Below are 24,408 nucleotides of genomic sequence, written 5' to 3' on the forward strand. Positions count from 1 at the left end.
TAAGTAATATGGCTAAAGCAACTGCAAAAAAACGTAAAGTTATCGTTGAATCAACGGGTGAGGCTCATATTTCTGCCACTTTTAATAACATTATTATTTCTTTGACTAATAAGAAAGGTGAAGTTATCTCTTGGTCTTCAGCTGGTAAAATGGGTTTCAGAGGTTCTAAAAAGAACACTCCTTACGCAGCTCAAATGGCAGCAGAAGATTGCGCTAAAGTAGCACTTGAGGCAGGACTTAAAAAAGTGAAAGTTTATGTAAAAGGACCAGGTAACGGACGTGAGTCTGCTATCCGTTCTATTCATAACGGTGGAATTGAAGTTACTGAAATTATTGATGTTACTCCAATGCCACACAACGGATGTCGTCCTCCAAAAAGACGTAGAGTTTAATTTTTTATTTTTATAGTATAAACAAGGGAGAACATAGATTATCGAAGGATTAGACCTGAATTCATAATTTCTACCTTAAATTTTTTTTAAAATGGCAAGATATACTGGTCCTAAAACCAAAATCGCTCGTAAATTTGGCGAGGCAATCTTCGGAGATGATAAATCTTTCGAAAAAAGAAATTACCCACCTGGACAACACGGGATGGCTAAAAAAAGAGGAAAAAAATCTGAGTACGCTGTTCAGTTAATGGAAAAGCAAAAAGCTAAATATTCTTACGGAATTTTAGAAAAACAATTCAGAAATTTATTCGAAAAAGCATCAGCGACTAAAGGAGTAACTGGTGAAGTTTTATTACAATTATGCGAAGCAAGATTAGATAATGTTGTTTTTAGAATGGGAATTGCTCCATCTAGAAGAGGTGCGCGTCAAATCGTTTCTCACAGACACGTTACTGTAAATGGAGAGGTTGTTAATATTCCTTCTTACCACCTTAAGCCTGGTGATAAAGTTGCAGTTCGTGAAAAATCTAAATCTTTAGAAGCTATCGAACGTTCTTTATCAAATTCAAGTCATGTTTATGAATGGATTACTTGGAACAATGATCTTAAAGAAGGAACTTTCGTTTCTGTACCTGCGAGACTTCAAATTCCAGAAAACATTAAAGAACAATTAATCGTAGAGTTGTACAACAAATAATAATTGACTTAGTCGAAATTTATGGCAATATTTAATTTTCAAAAGCCCGATAAAGTTATCATGATCGATTCAACCGATTTTGAAGGTAAATTTGAGTTTAGACCTTTAGAGCCTGGTTACGGATTGACAGTTGGTAATGCACTTAGAAGAGTTTTGCTTTCAGCGTTAGAAGGTTATGCAATTACATCTGTTCGTATCGAAGGTGTAGATCATGAGTTTTCTACTATTTCAGGTGTTGTTGAGGATGTTACCGAAATTATCCTTAATCTAAAACAAGTACGTTTCAAACGTCAGATTGAAGATATCGATAATGAATCAGTTACTATTTCTGTTTCTGGTAAAGATCAATTAACAGCAGGTGATTTTCAAAAATTTATCTCAGGTTTTCAAGTTTTGAATCCAGACCTTGTTATCTGTAATTTAGATTCTAAAATCAAATTGAACTTCGATTTAACAATCGAGAAAGGTAGAGGATACGTTCCTGCTGAAGAGAACAAAAAACAGAATGCTGCAATTGGAACAATTTTTACAGATTCTATTTTTACTCCGGTAAAAAATGTAAAATATGCAATCGAAAATTTCCGTGTAGAGCAAAAAACAGATTACGAAAAATTAGTTTTTGAAATCAAAACTGATGGATCTATTAATCCAAAAGATGCTCTTACTGAAGCTGCTAAAGTTTTAATTCACCATTTCATGTTATTCTCTGACGAAAGAATTACACTTGAGGCTGACGAAATTGCACAAACAGAATCGTATGATGAAGAGTCATTGCATATGAGACAATTGCTTAAAACTAAGCTTGTTGATATGGATTTATCTGTGAGAGCATTAAATTGCTTGAAAGCGGCTGAAGTTGATACACTTGGTGATTTAGTATCGTTCAATAAAAATGACCTAATGAAATTCCGTAATTTTGGTAAAAAATCTTTAACAGAACTTGATGAACTTGTTGCAGTGAAGAATTTAACTTTCGGAATGGATTTAGCTAAATACAAATTAGATAAAGAATAATTTACTTCATATTTTGCTCTCCATAGTGGATCGTAGCAAGATGAAGATAAAAAAAACACGTCATGAGACACGGAAAAAAATTCAACCACTTAAGCAGACAGACTGGACATAGAAAAGCTATGTTAGCTAATATGGCTTGTTCTCTTATTGAGCACAAACGTATTAACACTACTGTTGCTAAAGCTAAAGCGCTTAAACAATTTGTTGAGCCTTTAATCACAAAGTCAAAAGAGGATACGACTCACAATCGTCGTATTGTTTTTGCTTACTTACGTAACAAATATGCTGTAACTGATTTGTTCAGAGATGTTGCTGCTAAAGTAGGTGACCGTCCAGGTGGATACACTCGTATCATTAAAGTTGGAAATCGTTTGGGAGATAACGCTGATATGGCGATGATCGAACTTGTTGACTTCAATGAACTTTACAACGGAGGTAAAAAAGAAGTTAAAAAAGCGAAAAGCCGTCGTGGTGGTAAAGCTAAAAAAGCTGAAACTGCTGCTCCTGAAGCCCCTGCTGCTGAATCAGAAACGACTACTGAAGCTTCTGAATAATTATGAGAGTAATCATTCTATAATATTAAAGGATAAACTAATTTTTAGTTTATCCTTTTTTTTTGATTTTTTTGAAATGAAAGAAATGTAACTTATTTAAAATGATAGGTTTTATTTTTACGAATGAAAGTTTTAAAAAATCTTGGAAGGGCTATTTTAAAGAAGTAAATTTGCAAAATTCTAATTACACTTAAAACCTATGTTTCGGTTTTATAACTTGATTAAAAAAAACAATACAAATTAAATAATGAAATACACAACACGACAAAGCGCCATTTTATTACTTAGTGACGGAACAATCTTTCACGGAAAATCTATCGGAATCAGCGGTAAAACTTTTGGTGAAGTTTGTTTTAATACTGGAATGACAGGGTATCAGGAAATCTTTACTGACCCTTCTTATTTCGGACAAATTATGGTTGCTACAAATACACATATCGGAAACTATGGTGTTAATGATTCTGAAGTTGAATCTGATAGTATTAAAATTGCCGGTTTAGTTTGTAAAAACTTTAGTTTTAATTATTCTAGAGAAAATGCTTCTGGGAGTTTAGAAGATTATTTCACTAAACAAAATTTGATCTGTATTTCTGATGTTGATACGCGTGCACTTGTAAGCTACATCCGCGATAATGGCGCAATGAATGCTGTTATTTGTACAGATGGTACTTCAATCGAGGATTTGAAAAAAGAATTGGCTAATGTGCCAAATATGGAAGGTTTGGAGTTGGCATCAAAAGTTTCTACTAAAGAGCCATACTTCTTTGGAAACGAAAATGCTACTTATAAAATCTCGGCTTTAGATCTTGGTATCAAAAAGAATATTTTGAGAAATCTTGCCAAAAGAGATTGTTATATTAAGGTGTATCCTTTCGATTCAACTTACAAGGATATGTCTGAGTTTAATCCAGATGGGTATTTCTTGTCAAATGGACCTGGAGATCCAGATCCTTTATTCGGAGCAATTCAGGTTGCAAAAGAAATTTTGGAAGATAATAAACCTTTATTCGGAATCTGTTTAGGGCACCAAGTGATTGGTCTTGCAAATGGTATTGAAACTTATAAAATGTTTAATGGGCACAGAGGAATTAATCACCCAGTTAAGAACATTATTACAGGTAAAGGTGAAATAACTTCTCAGAATCATGGGTTTGCCGTTAGAAAAGAACAATTAGAAAATCATCCAGAGTTAGAAATTACTCACTTGCATTTAAATGATGGTACTGTTGCTGGAATGCGAATGAAGAATAAAAATTGCTTTTCAGTTCAATATCACCCAGAGGCTAGTCCAGGACCACACGATTCGTCATATTTATTTGACCAATTTGTAGAGAATATTAAAAGTAGCAAAGTCTAAAACGATGTAGTTAATAAATAAACGGGTTTAATGACTAGAGCTCGTTTATAGTATTAAATATTTTTATAATTTCGAAAAAAAAATATAATTTATTAATAAAAAACAAAAATAATGAGTATTATAATTAAAGTTCACGCAAGACAAATTCTTGATTCTAGAGGTAATCCTACTATTGAAGTTGATGTAGTAACTGAAAATGGAGTTTTAGGTAGAGCTGCTGTTCCATCTGGAGCATCAACTGGAGAGCACGAAGCTGTTGAATTACGTGATGGTGGTAAAGCTTATCTAGGTAAAGGTGTTTTGAATGCAGTGAATAATGTAAATACTATTATTGCTGAAGAATTAGTTGGAACTTCTGTTTTCGAACAAAACACAATTGACCAATTAATGATTGATTTAGATGGTACACCAAATAAATCTAAATTAGGAGCTAATGCTATTTTAGGAGTTTCTTTAGCTGCTGCAAAAGCTGCTGCTAACGAACTTGGTTTGCCATTATATAGATACGTAGGAGGTGTTTCTGCTAATACGTTGCCTGTTCCGATGATGAACATCATTAATGGTGGTTCTCACTCTGATGCGCCTATCGCATTTCAAGAGTTTATGATTTTCCCTGTAAAAGCAACTTCTTTTACACATGCAATGCAAATGGGAACTGAAATTTTCCACAACTTGAAAAAAGTATTACATGATAGAGGTTTGAGTACTGCTGTAGGTGATGAAGGAGGTTTTGCTCCAAACTTAGCAGGTGGTACTGAAGATGCTTTAGATACTATCAAACTTGCAGTTGAAAAAGCAGGATATTCTTTTGGTGATGAAATTATGATTGCTCTTGACTGCGCTGCTTCTGAATTTTATGTAAACGGAAAATACGATTATACTAAATTTGAAGGTGAAACTGGAAAAATCAGAACTTCTGCTGAGCAAGCTGAATACTTAGCTGAACTTGCTGCTAAATATCCAATTATCTCTATCGAAGACGGTATGTACGAAGATGACTGGGATGGATGGAAAGCTTTAACTGAAAAAATTGGTGATAAAGTACAATTAGTAGGTGATGATTTGTTTGTTACTAATGTTGCTCGCTTGTCAACTGGTATCGAAAAAGGAATTGCTAACTCTATCTTGGTAAAAGTAAACCAAATTGGAACTTTAACTGAAACAATTGCTGCTGTAAACATGGCGAAAAATGCTGGTTATACATCTGTAATGTCTCACCGTTCTGGAGAAACTGAAGATAATACAATTGCTGACTTAGCTGTTGCTTTAAACTGTGGTCAAATTAAAACAGGTTCTGCTTCACGTTCAGATCGTATGGCTAAATACAACCAATTATTGAGAATTGAAGAAGAATTAGGAAGTACAGCTTATTTTCCTGGTTTAAATGCTTTTAAAATCAAATAATTGAATAAATTATATATTGGAAAAAACCATCCGCTGCGGCGGATGGTTTTTTTTTGGACTTTTAACAAATTCATAGCAGTATTCTTTTTTTAATTAGTCTTAAATTCATTAGATTTGATAAATTATTATTTAAAGAATTATTTCCAGTATATTATGTCAAAAATAGCTACATTAGAAATAGATGGTAAAAAGATTGAGCTTCCAGTAATCACAGGGAGTGAAAACGAATCAGCTATCGATATCAACAAATTACGTGATTTAACAGGTTATATTACTCTTGATCCAGGGTATAAGAATTCAGGATCTTGTACAAGTGAAATCACTTTCCTAGATGGAGAAGAAGGAATTTTACGTTACAGAGGATATTCAATCGAAGATCTTGCTGAAAAAGCTAGTTTTTTAGAGGTTTCATACCTTTTGATTTTTGGTGAATTGCCTACGGCTAAACAGTTAGAAGATTTTGAAAATGGTATTAAAAAACATTCTTTGGTAAACGAAGAAATGAAAAATATCATCGATGGCTTCCCTAAAACAGCTCACCCTATGGGAGTGTTATCTGCTTTAACAAGCGCTTTAACGGCTTTTAATCCTAAAGCGGTTAATGTTGATAACGAAAAAGAAATGTATGAAGCTATTTGTAAAACAATGGCGAAATTTTTAGTGATTGCTACATGGACTTACAGAAAATCTATGGGTTATCCTTTAAATTACTATGATAATACAAAGGGTTATGTAGAAAGCTTCATGCAATTAATGTTTAAATTGCCTACAGGGCCTTATGCTGCAAATCCAGTAATTGTAAATGCTTTAGATAAATTATTTATTCTTCATGCAGATCACGAACAAAATTGTTCTACTTCTACGGTTAGAATGGTAGGTTCTTCTCACGCAGGTTTATTTGCTTCAGTTTCTGCAGGAGTTTCTGCTTTATGGGGGCCACTTCATGGTGGTGCAAACCAAGCAGTACTTGAAATGTTAGAAGAAATAAACAAAGACGGTGGGGATACAGATAAGTTTTTAGCGAAAGCAAAAGATAAAAATGATCCATTCCGTTTAATGGGATTCGGACATAGAGTTTACAAAAACTTTGATCCAAGAGCTAAAATCATCAAAAAAGCAGCAACAGAAGTATTGGAAACTTTAGGTGTTGAAGACCCAATTTTAGAGATTGCTAGAAAATTAGAAAAAGCAGCTCTTGAAGATGAATACTTCAAATCAAGAAACTTATATCCAAACGTTGATTTCTACTCTGGAATTATCTACAGAGCTTTAGGGATTCCAACTGATATGTTTACTGTAATGTTTGCAATTGGAAGATTACCAGGTTGGATTGCGCAATGGAAAGAAATGCGTGAAAACAAAGAACCAATCGGAAGACCAAGACAAATTTATACAGGACACCCTTTACGAGAGTTTAAGTCTAATAAATAAAAAAACGAAAGCTTCACTTACATGTGAAGCTTTTTTTATCTTTGCTCAAAATACAATAAGGTTATGTTGCAATTAAATGTAAAGAACGAAACGTCTCGGCTTCGTGCTGTAGTTCTGGGTTCTGCTGTTCATAATGGTCCAACTCCGACTATAGAAGAAGCTTATGATCCTAAATCATTGGAACATATTAAGGCAGGGACTTATCCTGTAGAAAAAGATATGGTTGCTGAAATGGAAGCTTTTAATGCTGTTTTTCAGAAATATGATGTAACTGTTTATCGTCCAGAAATGATCGAAAATTACAATCAGATTTTTGCTCGTGATATTGGATTTGTAATTGATGATGTTTTTGTAAAATCTAATATTCTGCCGGATAGAGAAAGAGAATTAGATGCTATTCAATATGTAATTGATCAGATTGATCCTTTAAAAGTAGTTCGTCCTCCAGAAGAAGTTCATATAGAAGGCGGAGATGTCATGCTTTGGAACGATCATATTTTTATTGGAACTTATAAAGGAAGCGATTATAAAGATTATATTACTGCAAGAACCAATATGCATGGTGTAAACTATATTAAATCATTATTCCCTAATAAGATTGTAAAGGAATTTGATTTAGTAAAATCTAAATTGGAAGCAAGAGATAATGCGCTGCATTTAGATTGTTGTTTTCAACCTGTTGGAAAAGATAAAGGAATTATTTACAAAAGAGGTTTTCGGGAAGAAGCAGATTATCTTTATTTAGTGAAACTTTTTGGAAAAGAAAACCTATTTCACATTGAAAGAAACGAAATGTATAATATGTTTTCGAACGTGTTTTCAATTGATGAAAATGTGGTGGTTTCTGAAAAGAATTTTACGAGATTGAATAACTGGCTTCGTGAAAATGGTTTTACAGTTGAAGAAATTCCGTATGCTGAAATTTCAAAACAAGAAGGTTTGTTGAGATGTTCAACGCTTCCGTTAATTAGAGACTAAAAGAGTTTTTTTGTTTCAAGTTTCAGGTTTCAAGTTTTTATAAGATGTGAAACCTGAAACTTGAAGTTTGAAACTAAAAAATATATAAAAAATGAAACAAACTACTAATGCTATCGTGATGATTCGCCCAGTTGCGTTCAGAATGAATGAACAGACAGCGGTCAATAATTATTATCAAAAGGTATTAGACGGACTTTTGCCAAGTACTGTTAATGCTAAAGCGCAGCAAGAATTTGATGCTTTTGTAGAAAAGCTAAGAGCAGTTGGTGTTGATGTAACCGTTGTTGATGACAATTTAGAGAGTGATACTCCAGATAGTATTTTTCCAAACAATTGGGTTTCATTTCACGAAAATGGAGATGTGGCGCTTTATCCAATGTTCGCTGAAAATCGTCGTCAAGAACGTCGTGAAGATATTTTGGATACTTTGGAAGAAAAAGGATTCGAAATTGCAAATATCATGGATTATACTTCTGCAGAAGAAGATGGCATTTTCTTAGAAGGAACAGGAAGTTTGTTATTAGATAGGGCAAACGGAAAAGCATATTGCGCATTATCACCAAGAGCAGATGAAGAATTGTTTATAGAATTCTGTGAAGATTTTGATTATGCTCCTGTAATTTTCGAAGCTTTTCAAACTGTTGATGGTGAGCGTAAATTAATTTATCATACTAATGTAATGATGTGTTTAGGTGAAACTTTTGCAGTTATTTGCGCAGATTCAATTGATGATAAGAAAGAGCGTAAAATGGTTCTGGATAATCTTAAGCAAGATCAGAAAGAAGTTATTTTAATAACCGAAGATCAAGTGAATAATTTTGCAGGAAACATGCTGGAAGTTAGAGGGAAAGATGATAAGAGATACATTGTAATGAGTGCATCGGCACATCAAAGCTTAACTCCAAAACAAATTTCGCAATTAGAAAATCACGCAGAAATTTTAAGTTCAAGTTTAGATACAATTGAGGCATGTGGCGGAGGAAGCGCCAGATGTATGATGGCAGAAGTTTTCTTGCCAAGAGTTTAATAAACTAAATTGATAAAAAGAGAAGGGATGAAATTACATTAATAATTTCATCCCTTCTCTTTTTTGCAGTAATTAATATTGATTAGAAATTTCCTTTAACAATATTGATGATGGCGCTTACAATATATTGGATGCCTATTGAAATAACGATAAAGCCGACAATTCTTGAAATAGCAACAATTCCTGAAGCTCCTAAAATTCTAGCTAAATAATGGGCGCTTTTTAAAATGGCAAAAATGGCAACAGCAATTGCCAAAATAGCTAATGACGAAATTATAATTTCATTTATTTCGTGATGTTCTTGATAAAAAGCTATTAAAAGAGACATAGATCCAGGGCCAGCAAGCATTGGTATTGCCAATGGCGTAAGCGCGATGTCATTCCTATGTTGTGCTTCATTTTCAATCTTTTTATTAATTCCTCGTTTCTTGTTGAACTTGCCTGAGAGTAAAGAGAATCCGGAGTTTACAATTACAATTCCTCCCGCAATTCTTAAGGCATCGATACTAATACCGAAAAAAGTTAAAACATATTGGCCAATAAAATAAGAAACCAATAATATGATAAAAACATTAATCGCAGTCCAAAGAGAGATTCGGGATCTTTCTTTTTGGGAATCGTGTTGGGTAAGGCCAACAAAAATGGGTACTGTACCGATTGGATTTAATACCGAGAATAAGGCAGCAAATAAGTAAATAAATAATTCCATATAATATTGGTTAGTGAAGTAAATGTAGTTATTTTTTAATGCTTTTGTGTGAAATTATGTTATAATAATGTTTTTTATGGTTGCCGATTCTGTATCAAAGACATAAAGTTAAATCGTTCTTTTTGATTACTTTTGCAGTCTAAATAAAAACCATGAAAAGTAAAAAAACATTAGTTATAGGAGCATCAACAAATCCTGAACGTTATTCATATAGAGCTATAAATATGTTGGTAGGAAAAGGGCATTCAGTGTTAGCAATTGGACAAAAAACAGGTGAAGTAGCTGGAGTAAAAATTCAGACTAAGGCAATGCCAGTTAAAAATATAGACACTATTACTTTGTATTTAAATCCTGTTCGTCAAAGAGATTATTATAATTATATTGTTGAATCGCATCCTAAACGAGTAATTTTTAATCCAGGGACTGAAAATCCACAATTGTATCAATTATTAGAGTCGAATGGTATTGAGGTAGAAGTGGCTTGCACATTAGTTTTATTGGCTACAAATCAGTATTAAACAATAAGTTGGTACTTTTGTTTGAGCCAATAAAAGAAGGAGGTTTCGTAATAAAATTCAAATAGGATTAGGCCTTGAATTTAATGGCTGTAATGTAGGCTAAATCATTAAAAGTATTACTTTTGTCGTCATGGAATTTTCATCAAAATTAATTGAAAAAGCAGTAAACGAAATGTCGCAATTGCCTGGTATAGGTAAGCGTACGGCACTTCGATTAGTTCTTCATTTGCTAAAACAGCCTAAAGAACAAACTGCTTTTTTGTCTCAAGCGTTATTGAATATGCGAGAGGATATTAAGTTTTGTGAAAGCTGTCATAATATTTCTGATACTAAAATTTGTGAGATTTGTGCTAATCCAATTAGAAATCATGAAACAATATGTATCGTAGAAGATATTAGAGATGTGATGGCGATAGAAAATACTGGGCAGTTTAAAGGAATATATCATGTTCTAGGCGGAAAAATTTCGCCAATTGAAGGAGTTGGACCAAATCAGTTGAATATTTCTAGTTTGGTGACAAAAGTGAAATCTGGAAATGTATCTGAGATTATTTTTGCATTAAGTTCAACAATGGAGGGGGATACAACAAATTTTTATATCTATAAACAAATAGCAGATTCTGAAATTATCATCTCAACGATTGCGAGAGGAATATCGGTTGGAGATGAATTGGAATATGCAGACGAAATAACATTAGGACGAAGTATTTTACACAGAGTTCCTTTTGAAAAAACATTTAAAAATAATTAACCAACCCCAAATAACAACTTGGTTTTTCTGGACGCTAAAGGGAAAGCTATATTTGCGATAAAATTGAACGAATGACAAAAAAATTTTTTTTTCTATTCTTATTAATTTCTGTATTATTTACCTCATGTATTCCTATTAAAGATCTAGTTTATCTTCAGGACAAAAATGATTCTGGCGAGCAAACAGCGATTGCAGCGGTAGAATCAAAGCCTTATAGATTACAAGTTAATGATGTTTTAAGTATCAATATAAAAGCAATTGATCCCAAGCTAGTTTCTATTTTTAGTGCTACAGAAAACCAATCAAATCAAACTGGTAAATCTGAAGCAGGATTGTATTTTGATGGTTTTACAGTTGACGATCATGGGAATATCAGGATGCCAATTTTAGGAGAGATAAATGTGATTGGTTATACTCTTGAAGAAGTTCGTGTTAAAATTGAAAAGAAATTACTAGAGGAATATTTTAAAAGCGAAGCTAATATTTTCGTTACCGTTAAGTTAGCTGGTTTTAGATATACTATTAATGGAGAAGTTGGAAGTACGGGGACAAAAACATTATTTAAAAATAATGTAACTATTTTGGAAGCTGTTGCAAATGCGGGAGATATTACAACAGTTGGTAATAGGAAAGAAGTAACAGTAATTCGCCAGACTCCAACAGGTGTGCAAATGCATGATATTGATCTTACAGATGTGAATGTAATGAAATCACCTTATTATTATTTACAGCCAAATGACTATATCTATGTTAAACCATTGAGACAAAAAACTTGGGGAACTGGTCAGACAGGAATACAATCTATTGGGACAATAATTACATTGTTGTCTTTAGCAACTACAGTTTACCTAATTATAAAGTAAAAAGAGATTTTTAAAATGTTAGATATTAAAGACTTCGCTATTTTTGAAAATCATTCTCATTTTGATTTTAAGGGCTTTCTGTTAAAAATCGTAGGCTATTGGAAATGGTTTCTGATAAGTTTGATTATTACTTTCGCAATTGCATATCAGGTGAACATTCGTAAAGAAAAAATTTACGAAATGCAGACTTTGATTTCTATCAAAGAAGAAAACAATCCTTTTTTTACATCGAATACAAGTTTGGTATTCAATTGGGGAGGAATTTCTGATCAAGTAAATGGCATATCTACAATTATTCAATCAAGATCTCATAATGAATTGGTTGTAGATAAACTTCAATTTTATGTTGATTATTTAGAACAAGGAAAATACAATTTAATAGATTCTTACGGAGCTGTTCCATTTTATGTTGCTATTGACAAAACAAAAGGGCAAATTGTAAATACATTAATTAGTATAAAGTTTTTAAGTGAGAATGAATATCAAATTGAGATTCCATTTGAAAGTAATTCTGTTTCGTTAATTACTTATAGCACTAATTCTTATAGTAATACTTCTGTACAGCCTGTAACTTTTGTTAAAAAATATAAAGTAGGGGACAAAGTAATTCTTCCATTTTTAAATTGGAAACTCCAAATAACAGATAATCCAGGTTTTTATAAAGGAAAAGAATATTTTGTCAGATTTAAGGATTTTGATGGGACAGTTTCTCAATATAAAGGTGTAGATGTAGATGCGGGTAAAAGTGGCGGGTCGATATTGACCTTATCAATGCAAGGAACAAATAAAGCCAGAATGGTTGATTATTTGAATTCTACTGTGAAAATGCTTATTAAAATCCAGCTCGATGGCAAAAATCAGTTTGCTGCAAATACTATTAATTTTATTGATAGTACTCTCGTGGCAATGGAATCTCAACTTAAGCAAACGGGGAACGAATTAAAATCTTTTCAAAAAGATAAAAATATCTATGAAATAGAAGGAGGTGGTTCTAAAGTTTCAGAGAAAATAATGGATTTTGATGTTGAAAAGGATCAAATAGCAAGAAAAATAGCCTACTATAATTCGTTAAAAGCATATTTGAACAATAGTGTCGATTATTCTAGATTACCGGCTCCTTCTGTTGCTGGAATTGAAGACCCGAATATTGTAGCTAATGTTTCAAAACTTATTGCACTTTCTACTCAAAGATCTGAAATGGCTTATGCCGTAAAAAGTGAAAAAATATTTAAGGATTTTGATAATCAAATGGCAGCAGTGAAAAATGTTCTGCAAGAGAATATTGTTACCGCCAAAGCTTCTTTATTATATGACTTATCGCTGGTTAATGCAAAAATTGGTCAGGCGGAAAGCACAGTGAGAAGACTACCAGCAGAACAGCAAGAATTATTGAAAATCAAAAGAAAATATGATTTAAACGATAATATTTATACAGAATTTCTTCAGAAGAGAAATGAAGCAGAAATTGTACGAGCGTCTAACCTATCAGATATCCACTTTATTGATCCAGCAAAAGATATCGGAGGAGGTCTGATCGGTCCTAAGACTTCTGTGAATTATGTAATGGCTCTGTTTTTAGGGATTTTAATTCCATTGTTATTTGTATTAGTGATTTTTTTCATTAACAATTCAATTCAGAATAGTGATGATATTAGTAAGCTTACACAAATACCTTTACTGGGCGTTATTGGGTTAAATAAGGATTCGGGTAATTTAGCAGTTTTTGACAAACCTAAATCAGCACTTTCAGAAGCTTTTAGAGGGGTTCGTTCTTCACTTCAGTTTTTGTATAAAAAACAACAAGTCAGCGGATCAAAAACATTAATGATTACTTCTTCGATTAGTGGTGAAGGAAAAACTTTCTGTTCTATTAATATTGCTACCGTTTTTGCTTTAAGTGAAAAGAAAACTGTAATTGTTGGTTTAGATTTACGAAAACCAAGATTAGCAGATGAATTCCAAATAAAATCATCTTTAGGAGTTGTTAATTATTTAATAAGACAAAATAATTTGGAAGAAATTACTAATTCAACACCAATTCCAAATTTAGATGTGATTCTATCTGGGCCAGTTCCTCCAAATCCTTCTGAGTTAATTTTAAGTGAGGCAATGAAAGAATTGATTAATGAGTTGAAGCAGAAATATGATTATATTATTTTAGACACTCCTCCAGTTGGTTTAGTGGCAGATTCATTAGAATTGGTTCAGTATGCAGATGTAACATTGTATATTGTAAGACAGAATTATACTAAGAAAGATATGATAACGGTATTAAATACGAGACTTAAACGTGGAGAATTAAGTAATGTTAGTATTGTTTTAAACGGTTACGAAAATAAAGCAAAATATGGCTCTGGTTATGGCTATGGCTACGGTTACGGAGCATATTCAAATGGTTATCATGAAGAAGAAGTGAAAGTTGGTTTTTGGAAAGCATTTATGAGTCGAATTAGAAAAAGTTAAATTTGGATAAATGGAAAATAAAACAAAAAATACAATTTTAATTACGGGAGGCGCTGGATTCATAGGTTCGAATTTGACTGAGTATTTTTTAGGCTTAGGTTATAAGGTGGTTTGTCTGGATAATTTTTCTACAGGACATCGACATAATTTAAAAGACTTTTTAGAGAATCCAAATTTTAAATTAATTGAAGGTGATATCAGAAATTTAGCAGATTGTAGTTTAGCAGTTGAAGGAGTTAATTATGTCTTGCATCAAGCTGCTTTAGGCTCTGTTCCAAGATCAATAAAAGATCCAATTACAACAAATGATGTAAACGTTTCTGGTTTTTTAAATATGCTTACTGTAGCGCGAGATGCTGGAGTAAAACGGTTTATATATGCAGCAAGTTCTTCTACCTATGGTGACTCTCAAGGACTCCCAAAAGTAGAAGATGTTATAGGGAAACCATTGTCTCCTTATGCAATTACTAAATATGTAAATGAATTGTATGCTGAAATATTTAGTAAATCGTACGGATTAGAAACTATTGGGCTTCGTTATTTTAATGTTTTTGGACGAAAACAAGACCCAAATGGAGCTTATGCCGCTGTGATTCCAAAGTTTGTGAAGCAATTTATGAATCATGAGAGTCCAGTGATTAATGGTGACGGAAATTATTCTCGTGATTTTACATATATAGACAATGTTATTCAAATGAATGAGTTAGCAATGATTTGTCAAAATCCAGAAGCTATTAATACTGTTTATAATACAGCGTTTGGAGATCGAAATACACTGAATGACTTAGTTAAGTATTTAAAGGAATATTTGTCAGATTTTGATCCAAAAATAAAGGATATTCCAGTTATCTATGGCGAAAATCGAGTAGGAGATATTCCTCATTCTTTAGCAAGCATCGAAAAAGCAAAAAGAACTCTTGGTTATAACCCAAAGTATTCTTTGCAAGACGGATTGAAAGAGGCTGTGGGATGGTATTGGAATAATTTAAAATAAACAGATCAAGATAAAATAGATCAAATGAAAATTACAAAAATTTGCTGCATTGGTGCAGGGTATGTAGGTGGACCAACAATGGCGGTTATTGCGCAAAAATGTCCGCATATTCAGGTTACAGTTGTTGATTTAAATGAACAGAGAATAGCAGATTGGAATGATCCGAATCCCGAATACATTCCCATTTATGAACCAGGTCTTTCTGAAATTGTAGCAGAAGCAAGAGGTAGAAATCTCTTTTTTTCTACAGATGTTGATAAGGCAATAGATGAAGCGGAAATGATATTTATTTCAGTTAATACTCCAACCAAAACTTACGGGAAGGGAAAAGGAATGGCAGCTGACTTAAAATACATTGAGTTATGTGCGAGACAAATTGCAAGAGTAGCAAAACAAAATAAAATTGTAGTTGAGAAATCAACTTTGCCAGTTAGAACAGCTGAAGCAATTAAAAGTATATTAGATAATACTGGAAATGGCGTTCAATTTCAAATTTTATCTAACCCAGAGTTTTTGGCAGAGGGTACTGCAGTGTCAGATTTGTTAAATCCAGACCGAATTTTAATTGGTGGAGATACAACGCCAGAGGGAGAAGAGGCAATTAATTCGCTAGTAGATGTCTATTCAAATTGGGTAGGTAAAGATCAAATTTTGACAACAAATGTTTGGTCATCAGAATTGTCTAAACTTACTGCAAATGCATTTTTAGCACAGCGTATTTCCTCTATTAATGCAATGTCAGAGTTATGTGAAAAAACAGGGGCTGATGTAAATGAAGTAGCAAGAGCAATTGGGATGGATAGCAGAATTGGACCGAAATTCTTGAAAGCTTCTGTAGGTTTTGGAGGTTCTTGTTTTCAAAAAGATATTTTAAATTTAGTTTATATAGCAAAGTCATATGGATTGAATGAAGTTGCAGATTATTGGGAGCAAGTTATTATAATGAACGATCATCAAAAAAGGAGATTCTCAAGTAAAATTGTTCAGACATTATACAATACAGTAGCCGATAAGAAAATTACTTTTTTAGGTTGGGCTTTCAAAAAAGATACAAATGACACTAGAGAATCTGCTGCGATTTATGTTGCAGATGATTTAATAAACGAGCAAGCAAAAATCTCTGTTTATGATCCGAAGGTTTCTGAAAATAAAATGTTAAGCGATTTGAATTATTTGGAAACAAGATCTAGTCAAGAAAACACAAAAGCATTAAATGTATTTGAAAATGCTTATGAAGCATGTAAAGATGCTCATGCAATTGCAGTTTTGACAGAATGGGATGAATTTACGACTTATGATTGGCAAAAGATTTACGATTCAATGCATAAACCAGCTTTTGTTTTTGATGGGAGGAATATTTTGAATGCTAAAGAATTGGAGTCTATAGGTTTTGTTTACAATGGTATTGGAGCATAAATGGTTTTTTGTGGAGTAAAATGAGGTTTTTAATGTGAAGTGCAGTTGGTTTTTGCTTCGTGATAAATAAAAAAAATGAATTGGTACGTAGTTTATACAAAACCGAAATGGGAAAAAAAAGTCGCAGATAAACTCAATCAATTGGGAATTGAGTGTTATTGTCCTCTTATTACTCAAGTTAAGCAGTGGTCTGACAGAAAGAAAAAAATTGAGATGCCACTTTTTAATTCTTATGTTTTTGTGCAGTTGCCAGATTCAGAACGAAGCTCGGTTTTTAATGTGGCTGGTGTAGTTAGGTATTTGTTTTGGTTAGGAAAACCAGCAATTGTGAAAAATGAAGAAATCGAAATAATAAAAAAAAGCCTTAAGGCTCCGAATATTAGTGATGTATCAGTTTCCACTATTCAAGTTGGAGACAAAATTAAGTTGGAGTCAGGAGTCTTTAGTAATCAAAATGCAATTGTGCAAGAGGTTTCTAATAATTATTACACTTTAGTTTTAGAAAGTTTAGGATGTATTTTGAAAATAAAATTTAAATAATAGCGTTATCCTAATAAAATTAGCAGAAGAGAAAGTCTTTTTTAGATTTTTTTCTTCTGTTTTTTTTATAAAGTAATTATTTACGGCCTGATTAATAATGTGTTGTAGTTAAGTGTCTTTTAATTAACAATTTGTTTTTGAGTATTACGAGAAACCGTATTGAATAACTAGACTTATTATATTATATTTGCGCGAAAATGATTAATTTAGGCATCTGAGTCAGACTTTGTGACTTGGAACGGCGAAGCCGTGAGTTTTTAGAAGCCTAAAGAAATTAAAAAAATGGAATTGGAAAAAAATGTTAAAATTGCGGTTATTGGTTTAGGCTATGTTGGATTGCCATTAGCACGACTGTTTGCAACAAAATATTCTGTAATTGGTTTTGATATAAATGAATCTAGAGTTAATTCTTTAAAGTCGGGAACCGATACAACTTTAGAAGTTGAAGATGATGTTTTACAAAAAGTATTAATTACAGACACTAATGAGGAAATTGGTTTGTATTGTACAACATTGTTAGCTGATATTAAGAATTGCAATTACTATATTATCACTGTTCCTACTCCAGTTGATAGGAATAATCGACCAGATTTAACGCCTCTTTATAAGTCAAGCGAAGCAATCGGTAAAGTTTTAAAAAAAGGAGATATCGTTATTTATGAATCAACTGTTTATCCTGGAGTTACAGAAGAGCAATGTGTGCCAGTTTTAGAGCAGGTTTCTGGTTTAAAGTTTAATGAAGATTTTTTTGCAGGATATTCCCCAGAGAGAATTAATCCAGGAGACAAAGAACATACAGTTGAAAAAATCCTAAAAGTTACTTCTGGTTCAACCCCAGAAATTGGATTAAAAGTTGATGCTTTATACAAATCAGTAATTACAGCAGGAACACATTTAGCACCTACTATAAAAGTTGCAGAAGCCGCTAAAGTTATTGAAAATTCTCAAAGAGATATTAATATTGCTTTTGTTAATGAATTAGCAAAGATCTTCAATCTAATGAATATTGATACGCAAGAAGTGTTAACGGCGGCGGCGACAAAATGGAATTTTTTGCCTTTTAAACCTGGTCTTGTTGGAGGGCATTGTATAGGGGTAGATCCTTACTACTTGGCACAAAGAGCACAAGAGTTTGGGTATCATCCTGAAATAATTTTAGCAGGGAGACGTTTGAATGACAGTATGGGGGAATATGTAGCTTCGCAAATAGTGAAGCTAATGATTAAAAAAGGTATTTCTGTTAATGGAGCTGAGCTTTTGATGCTTGGAATTACTTTCAAAGAAAATTGCCCAGACGTAAGAAACACTAAAATTGTTGATGTTGTAAAGGCATTAAGAGAATACGGGATCTTGGTTACCATATTTGATCCACTTGCAAATACAGATGATGTAAAAAAAGAATATAATTTAGTAACATTTAACTCTATTCCAAATAATAAATTTGATGCAATAGTTTTAGGAGTTTCTCATGCTGAATTTCTAGAATTGGATTTTTCAAATTTTAAAAAAGAAAACGGTTTAATTTATGATGTAAAAGGAGTTTTAGGATCTTTAGCAGATAATAGGCTTTAGGAATAATTCTCCTTTTATTTATTTACAAATGTATGAATTCATATAAGAATATTACTCATGTTATACTTACAGGAGGAGTTGGAAGCCGTTTATGGCCACTTTCTCGTAAGAGTCGACCAAAACAATATCTTGAAATATTTGAAGGAAAATCATTATTTGAGATGACTGTTGAGCGAAATAGTCACTTAGCAAATAAAGTAATGGTTGTGGGGAATGTTGATAATTATCAATTAAGTGGTAAGGTGATGGACAAAACCAAAACATCTTATTTAAACCTTATTGAAGCAACACCAAGAAACACTGCCGCAGCTATAGCTTTCGCTGCATTCGCATCTGAACCAGATGATATTTTAATTATTACCCCATCGGATCATATTATAGATCAAATGGATAATTATAATCAAGCAATAAATGAAGCTGTAAATAAAGCTACTGAAGGATTTATAGTGACATTTGGTGTAATACCAACTAAACCAGAAACTGGTTATGGTTACATAGAAGCAAAAGGAGATAATGTAATTTCTTTCCGTGAAAAGCCAAACGAAACTACAGCAAAAGAATTTATTGCAAAAGGTAATTTCCTGTGGAATAGTGGAATGTTTTGTTTTAAAGCAAACGTCCTTTTAGAAGAGTTAAAGAAATTCCAGCCTGAAGTTTATGAAAAATCAAAAATAGTATGGGAAGAAAGTAAAGAAGGGTTTTTGGATTTAAATCTATCTATGCAAATTCCATCAATAAGTATAGATTACGCTGTTATGGAACGAAGTAAAAAGATTAAAGTTGTTCCTGCTTCTTTTTCTTGGTCGGATTTAGGGTCATTTGAATCCGTTTATGATTATTTATACTCAAAAGGCCATACAACAGATTCTAATGGTAATATGGTTATTGGATGTGATAAGCATACCACTTTCCTTGGTTTGAAAAATACTATTTTTGTTTATACAGAAACGGCTAATCTAATTTTGCAAAAAGAAAATTCGCAAGATGTGAAAGATATATATAACGAATTAGAAAAACAAAATTCAGATTTACTAAATTAATAAAAAGCATTTAAAAATGAAAAAAATTCTAATAACTGGCGGTGCTGGTTTTATAGGTTCTCATGTAGTAAGACGTTTTGTGAACAAATATCCAGAATATCAAATTTTCAACTTAGATGCATTAACATATGCAGGAAATCTTGAGAATATAAAAGATATTGAAAATAAAGAAAATTACACTTTCGTTAAAGGCGATATTGTTGATGAAAATTTTATTAATGAACTTTTTAAACTTCATGATTTTGATGGAGTTCTACATTTAGCAGCAGAATCGCATGTTGATCGTTCTATTGAAGATCCGCTTGCATTTGTTAAAACAAATGTTATTGGAACAATGAATTTGTTGAATGCAGCTAAAAATAGTTGGAAGAATAATTTTGAAGGAAAAAGATTTTACCATATAAGCACAGATGAGGTTTATGGTTCTCTAGGAGCCGAAGGCTTGTTTACTGAAAAGACTCCTTACGATCCGAATTCACCTTATTCAGCATCAAAAGCAAGTTCAGATCATTTTGTGAGAGCTTATGGAGAAACTTATGGATTGCCATACGTTTTGACTAACTGTTCAAATAATTATGGATCATATCACTTCCCAGAAAAATTAATTCCACTTTTTATAAATAACATTATAAATAACAAATCTCTTCCAGTTTACGGAGATGGAAATTATACCAGAGATTGGCTTTTTGTTGAAGATCATGCCATAGCTATAGACTTAGTTTTCCATGAAGGCAAAAATCACGAAACTTATAACATAGGTGGTTTTAACGAATGGAAAAACATTGATTTGGTTAAATTACTGTGTACAATAATGGATGGTAAATTAGAAAGAGAAAAAGGTACTTCTGAAAAGCTTATTACCTATGTAAAAGATAGACCAGGTCACGATTTACGTTATGCTATAGATGCTTCAAAAATTAATAAAGAACTAGGATGGAAACCTTCAGTTACTTTTGAAGAAGGTTTAGAAAAAACAATCAATTGGTATCTTAATAATCAAGAATGGCTTCAAAATGTTACTTCTGGTTCGTATAAAGATTATTACCAAAAACAATACTCGTAAATTAAAATATTTATAGTAAATATTTTTAAATAATTTTTCTTAAAATAATATGAAAAAGATTATATACGTTCTTACCCTATTTTTTACATTAATTACTTTTAATGCAACTGCACAAGATATAATAAAATCTAAAGATTTAAGCACAGTGAAAGTGGATTATTTATCGGATGATGATTTGGCAAAAATTAGTGCTCAGTTGAAAAGTAATAATGCAACTATTGATCAAGTTGAATCAATGGTACTTTCAAAAGGTATGAGTCAAACAGAGTTTAATAAACTCAGGATCAAGCTTAATGATTATGAAAGGAAAAATGCTAAAGGTGATGGAAAAAATAAAGGTAAGGATAGTAAATTAAAAGCAGGAGAGAAAACATCAGATTTTGGAAGGAAACAGGATGAAATAAAAAATGAGAAAGCAAAAGATTCTTTAAATGCATTAATTTTTGGGTCAGAATTATTTGATAATCCTACTTTAAATTTTGAGCCAGATTTGAATTTGGCTACTCCTATGAACTATATTCTTGGACCTGGTGATGAATTACAAGTAAGCGTTTATGGTGTTCAAGAATATAATGCGACTATACCTGTTAGTGTAGAAGGAAAAGTAAGTATTGATTATGTAGGACAAATATCTGTTTCTGGTATGTCTATTGAGGCTGCCACACAAAAGATTAGAGCGGCTATTGCTAAAGTTTATAGCACAGTTCGTTCAGGCCAATCCCAAGTAAGCATTAGCTTGGGAAAAATACGGACTATAAAAGTAACAATTGTTGGAGGAAAGCAACCAGGTAATTATTCAATTTCTTCGTTAGCAACTGTTTATAATGCTTTGCATTTAGCTGGTGGACCAGGAAAAAACGGCAGTTATAGAAATATTGAATTAATACGCAACAATAAGGTTTACAAAAATATTGATATTTATAGATTCTTAGTTAAAGGGGATCAATCCGATAATGTTTCTTTAAAGGAAAATGATGTAATTAGAATTCCTGCCTATAGTCAACGAGTTACGGTTGAAGGAGAAGTTAAGCGTCCAGGCATTTTTGAAATGAAAAAGGGTGAAAAGTTTTCTGACTTGTTAGCTTTTGCTTCTGGATTTAACGAATTTGCTTATACAGCTTCAGTAAATGTTTTGCAAAAGACTGGAAAAGAATTTAAAATCCACGATATAAATGAAAGTGAATACAATTCCTATCAACCTCAATCTGGTGATGTTTTTAGAGTTACCAAGATTCTAAATCGATTTGAAAATCGTATCAAAATTGAAGGAGCTGTTTTTAGACCAGATTATTATTCTTTTACCGAAGGAATGAGAATTTCAGATCTTATTATAAGGGCAGAAGGATTAAAGGAAGATGCTTATAGTAAACGAGCAAGAATTATTCGTTTAAAAACTGATTTGACAACAGAAATTGTTAATGTAGATTTAGGAGCTGCTTTATCAGGTGATTTAAATGCGGATATTGAATTAAAAAGAGAAGACATAGTTACAGTATATTCTATTTTAGATTTCAGAGAAGAGTATAAAGTTACCATAGATGGTGAGGTAAAAAATCCGGGTGAATATGAGTATTTTGAGAATCTTACTTTAAATGATCTGGTAGTTCAAGTAGGTGGACTGACGGGCTCTGCTTCAAAAAGAGTTGAGATCGCGAGAATGATCAAATCTGATGCAATTGATGATGCAGATCCTAAACGTGTAGAATTAGTTGAGCTTGAGATAACGGCAGATAATAATGAACAAATTAAAAATTTCATTTTAAAACCTTTTGATGTTATTAATATTCGTAGAATGGCAGTATATGAAAAACCCGAAATGGTTAAGGTAAGTGGAGCTGTAACCTATCCTGGAAAATATGTATTGGCAAACAAAAAAGAAAAAGTTTATAATGTTGTAATGAGGGCAGGGGGATTGACATCTATTGCTAATTTAGATGGAATGAAAATTAAACGACCAATAAAGGAAGAACAGATAGAACAATTAGAAAAAATAAATCTCAATTTAGATAAAAAGAGTAATCCTGAAGAAGAATCAAATCTAAAATCGAACGATACGCTTAAATCTAAATTATCAAAAAAACTAAGAGATGAATTAAAATACACGACTATTCCGGTTAATTGGGAAAAAATTGTAAAAGATAAAAATCATTATTCTAATGTAACATTATTTCCAGGAGATGAAATTGAAGTTGCTGTATACAATGAAGGTGTAAAAGTAACAGGTAACGTTTTATTGACTTCTGAAATCCCATATAGAAATGGAAAGGGATTTAAATATTATATTAATTCTGTTGGGGGTGTAGATAATAAGGGATGGAAGAGAAAAGCTTATATTATTTATCCTAATGGTAAAGCAGCTGTAACAACCTCATTTTTATTTTTTAGATCTTATCCAAAAGTAGAACCAGATTCTCAGATTGTCGTTCCCGAAAAACCTGAAAAGAAAAAGATGAGTGCTGGAGAATGGGCAGGGCTTGGAACTGCATTTGCTAGTTTAGCATTATTAATTGTAACCGCTTTTAAATAATTTTAATGGAAAATAGAAATACCGAAGGCGATGAGATGACATTGAGAGAATTAATCGATAAAATTATAAATTGGTACGATTATTTTCGCTCACAATGGAAGATTATTTTGGCAGCTGGAATAATTGGCGGTTTTTTGGGAATTGCTTATGCATTTGTTAAAAAACCTATTTATACAGCAAGTTTATCATTTGCGTTAGAAGATGAAAAAGGTGGAGGCGGTATCGGTGGGGCATTAGGTCTGGCCAGCTCATTTGGATTAGATTTAGGTGGTAGTGGCGGAGGAATTTTTAACGGAGCGAATCTTACGGAGCTATTTAAATCAAGATCTATGGTTGAGAAGACATTGCTTTCTCCAGTTAATTTAAAAGGCAAGACCATTTCTTTGGCAGAAATGTATATACAAAATAATTTTTGGAGGAAAGGATGGGAGAATGATCCGAAATTATCGAATATTCAATTTTTGCCTAATGCTGATCGTAAAGATTTTACAAGAGCACAAGATAGTATCATCGGAGCGATATATGGAAGCTTATTAAAAACTGATTTAGCTGTTGGACAAAGAGACAAAAAAATATCAATTATTACTATAGATGTTTCGTCAAAAGATGAGCTATTTGCAAAATTTTTTTGTGAAGAACTGGCAAAACAAGTTGGTAAATTTTATGTAGAAACCAAAAGTAGAAAAGCTAGAATGAACATGTCAATTTTAGAAAGACAGGTTGATTCAATTAGAATGGAACTAAATGGAGCAATTACTGGAGTAGCAATTGCCAATGATAATACTTTTAATTTGAATCCGGCATTAAATGTACGGAGATCTCCATCTGTACGCAGACAAGTTGACGTTCAGGCCAATACTGCAATATTAACTGAGCTGGTAAAACAATCAGAATTAGCAAAAGTTACATTGCGTAAAGAAACTCCATTAATACAAGTAATAGATAGGCCAATTCTTCCATTGGCTAAACAAAGAATCGGTAAAATAAAGGGATTTATTGTTGGGGGTGTAATAGTTGTTTTTTTTACGATTTGCTTTTTAGTTTTTAGAAGAATTTTAAAACTTTTATAAATAATAAGAGAACTATCAAATTTAAATA

General features: G+C 32.3%; 22 protein-coding genes. 21 read left to right on the forward strand and 1 reads right to left on the reverse strand.

Annotation, left to right across the window (positions count from 1 at the left end; all coding sequences use genetic code 11):
- The first annotated feature begins 8 nt into the window (after positions 1 to 8).
- The 9 genes from rpsK to ctlX all read left to right on the forward strand — a co-directional run bounded on the left by rpsK (position 9) and on the right by ctlX (position 8,854).
- Positions 9 to 392, forward strand: a complete 384-nt coding sequence (gene rpsK / locus DMA14_RS09030) for a 30S ribosomal protein S11 (protein ID WP_026727866.1) — start codon at positions 9 to 11, stop codon at positions 390 to 392.
- 91 nt (positions 393 to 483) lie between these two features.
- Complete coding sequence (rpsD, locus tag DMA14_RS09035) at positions 484 to 1,089, forward strand: 30S ribosomal protein S4 (RefSeq protein WP_095931494.1); 606 nt, start codon at positions 484 to 486, stop codon at positions 1,087 to 1,089.
- Positions 1,090 to 1,110: 21 nt separating this feature from the next.
- On the forward strand, positions 1,111 to 2,103 hold the full coding sequence (locus DMA14_RS09040) for a DNA-directed RNA polymerase subunit alpha (RefSeq protein WP_008464329.1): 993 nt from the start codon (positions 1,111 to 1,113) through the stop codon (positions 2,101 to 2,103).
- A 62-nt stretch (positions 2,104 to 2,165) separates the two neighbouring features.
- Positions 2,166 to 2,657 (forward strand): 50S ribosomal protein L17, encoded by a 492-nt coding sequence (gene rplQ, locus DMA14_RS09045; RefSeq protein ID WP_008464331.1) that lies wholly within the window; start codon positions 2,166 to 2,168, stop codon positions 2,655 to 2,657.
- A gap of 247 nt (positions 2,658 to 2,904) precedes the next feature.
- Positions 2,905 to 4,014, forward strand: a complete 1,110-nt coding sequence (gene carA, locus DMA14_RS09050) for a glutamine-hydrolyzing carbamoyl-phosphate synthase small subunit (protein WP_111424378.1) — start codon at positions 2,905 to 2,907, stop codon at positions 4,012 to 4,014.
- 111 nt (positions 4,015 to 4,125) lie between these two features.
- Positions 4,126 to 5,418, forward strand: coding sequence for a phosphopyruvate hydratase (gene eno, locus DMA14_RS09055; RefSeq protein ID WP_008464336.1), 1,293 nt, complete (start codon positions 4,126 to 4,128; stop codon positions 5,416 to 5,418).
- A 153-nt stretch (positions 5,419 to 5,571) separates the two neighbouring features.
- The gene (locus tag DMA14_RS09060; protein ID WP_111424379.1) at positions 5,572 to 6,849 is read left to right on the forward strand and encodes a citrate synthase; all 1,278 of its coding nucleotides are present in this window, start codon (positions 5,572 to 5,574) and stop codon (positions 6,847 to 6,849) included.
- 63 nt (positions 6,850 to 6,912) lie between these two features.
- Positions 6,913 to 7,827: a dimethylarginine dimethylaminohydrolase family protein gene (locus DMA14_RS09065; protein WP_111424380.1), complete on the forward strand. Its 915-nt coding sequence runs from the start codon at positions 6,913 to 6,915 to the stop codon at positions 7,825 to 7,827.
- Between the two features lie 91 nt (positions 7,828 to 7,918).
- Positions 7,919 to 8,854, forward strand: a complete 936-nt coding sequence (gene ctlX / locus DMA14_RS09070) for a citrulline utilization hydrolase CtlX (protein WP_111424381.1) — start codon at positions 7,919 to 7,921, stop codon at positions 8,852 to 8,854.
- A gap of 82 nt (positions 8,855 to 8,936) precedes the next feature.
- Here ctlX and DMA14_RS09075 read toward each other — a convergent pair whose 3' ends face one another.
- Positions 8,937 to 9,563 (reverse strand): MarC family NAAT transporter, encoded by a 627-nt coding sequence (locus DMA14_RS09075; protein WP_111424382.1) that lies wholly within the window; start codon positions 9,561 to 9,563, stop codon positions 8,937 to 8,939.
- 152 nt (positions 9,564 to 9,715) lie between these two features.
- On the opposite strand from DMA14_RS09075, the gene DMA14_RS09080 reads away from it, so the two are divergent.
- From DMA14_RS09080 to DMA14_RS09135, 12 genes are all read left to right on the forward strand, one after another.
- The gene (locus DMA14_RS09080) at positions 9,716 to 10,081 is read left to right on the forward strand and encodes a CoA-binding protein (protein WP_111424383.1); all 366 of its coding nucleotides are present in this window, start codon (positions 9,716 to 9,718) and stop codon (positions 10,079 to 10,081) included.
- Between the two features lie 130 nt (positions 10,082 to 10,211).
- Positions 10,212 to 10,832 carry a recombination mediator RecR gene (gene recR / locus DMA14_RS09085; protein WP_111424384.1) on the forward strand — a complete coding sequence of 207 codons (621 nt, stop codon included), beginning with the start codon at positions 10,212 to 10,214 and terminating at the stop codon, positions 10,830 to 10,832.
- A 71-nt stretch (positions 10,833 to 10,903) separates the two neighbouring features.
- Positions 10,904 to 11,695, forward strand: coding sequence for a polysaccharide biosynthesis/export family protein (locus DMA14_RS09090; RefSeq protein ID WP_111424385.1), 792 nt, complete (start codon positions 10,904 to 10,906; stop codon positions 11,693 to 11,695).
- 15 nt (positions 11,696 to 11,710) lie between these two features.
- On the forward strand, positions 11,711 to 14,158 hold the full coding sequence (locus DMA14_RS09095; RefSeq protein ID WP_111424386.1) for a polysaccharide biosynthesis tyrosine autokinase: 2,448 nt from the start codon (positions 11,711 to 11,713) through the stop codon (positions 14,156 to 14,158).
- 10 nt (positions 14,159 to 14,168) lie between these two features.
- On the forward strand, positions 14,169 to 15,152 hold the full coding sequence (locus DMA14_RS09100; RefSeq protein WP_111424387.1) for an SDR family oxidoreductase: 984 nt from the start codon (positions 14,169 to 14,171) through the stop codon (positions 15,150 to 15,152).
- Between the two features lie 24 nt (positions 15,153 to 15,176).
- Positions 15,177 to 16,568 carry a UDP-glucose 6-dehydrogenase gene (locus DMA14_RS09105; RefSeq protein WP_111424388.1) on the forward strand — a complete coding sequence of 464 codons (1,392 nt, stop codon included), beginning with the start codon at positions 15,177 to 15,179 and terminating at the stop codon, positions 16,566 to 16,568.
- A 75-nt stretch (positions 16,569 to 16,643) separates the two neighbouring features.
- Positions 16,644 to 17,108, forward strand: coding sequence for a UpxY family transcription antiterminator (locus DMA14_RS09110; protein WP_111424389.1), 465 nt, complete (start codon positions 16,644 to 16,646; stop codon positions 17,106 to 17,108).
- 282 nt (positions 17,109 to 17,390) lie between these two features.
- The gene (locus DMA14_RS09115) at positions 17,391 to 18,680 is read left to right on the forward strand and encodes a nucleotide sugar dehydrogenase (RefSeq protein ID WP_111424390.1); all 1,290 of its coding nucleotides are present in this window, start codon (positions 17,391 to 17,393) and stop codon (positions 18,678 to 18,680) included.
- A gap of 32 nt (positions 18,681 to 18,712) precedes the next feature.
- On the forward strand, positions 18,713 to 19,720 hold the full coding sequence (locus tag DMA14_RS09120) for a mannose-1-phosphate guanylyltransferase (protein WP_111424391.1): 1,008 nt from the start codon (positions 18,713 to 18,715) through the stop codon (positions 19,718 to 19,720).
- Between the two features lie 16 nt (positions 19,721 to 19,736).
- Complete coding sequence (gene rfbB / locus DMA14_RS09125; RefSeq protein WP_111424392.1) at positions 19,737 to 20,783, forward strand: dTDP-glucose 4,6-dehydratase; 1,047 nt, start codon at positions 19,737 to 19,739, stop codon at positions 20,781 to 20,783.
- 49 nt (positions 20,784 to 20,832) lie between these two features.
- Positions 20,833 to 23,310 (forward strand): SLBB domain-containing protein, encoded by a 2,478-nt coding sequence (locus DMA14_RS09130; protein WP_111424393.1) that lies wholly within the window; start codon positions 20,833 to 20,835, stop codon positions 23,308 to 23,310.
- A gap of 5 nt (positions 23,311 to 23,315) precedes the next feature.
- Positions 23,316 to 24,380, forward strand: a complete 1,065-nt coding sequence (locus DMA14_RS09135; protein ID WP_111424394.1) for a Wzz/FepE/Etk N-terminal domain-containing protein — start codon at positions 23,316 to 23,318, stop codon at positions 24,378 to 24,380.
- The last annotated feature ends 28 nt before the right edge of the window (positions 24,381 to 24,408 follow it).

Source organism: Flavobacterium sharifuzzamanii (genome assembly GCF_003254585.1).
GTDB lineage: Bacteria > Bacteroidota > Bacteroidia > Flavobacteriales > Flavobacteriaceae > Flavobacterium > Flavobacterium sharifuzzamanii.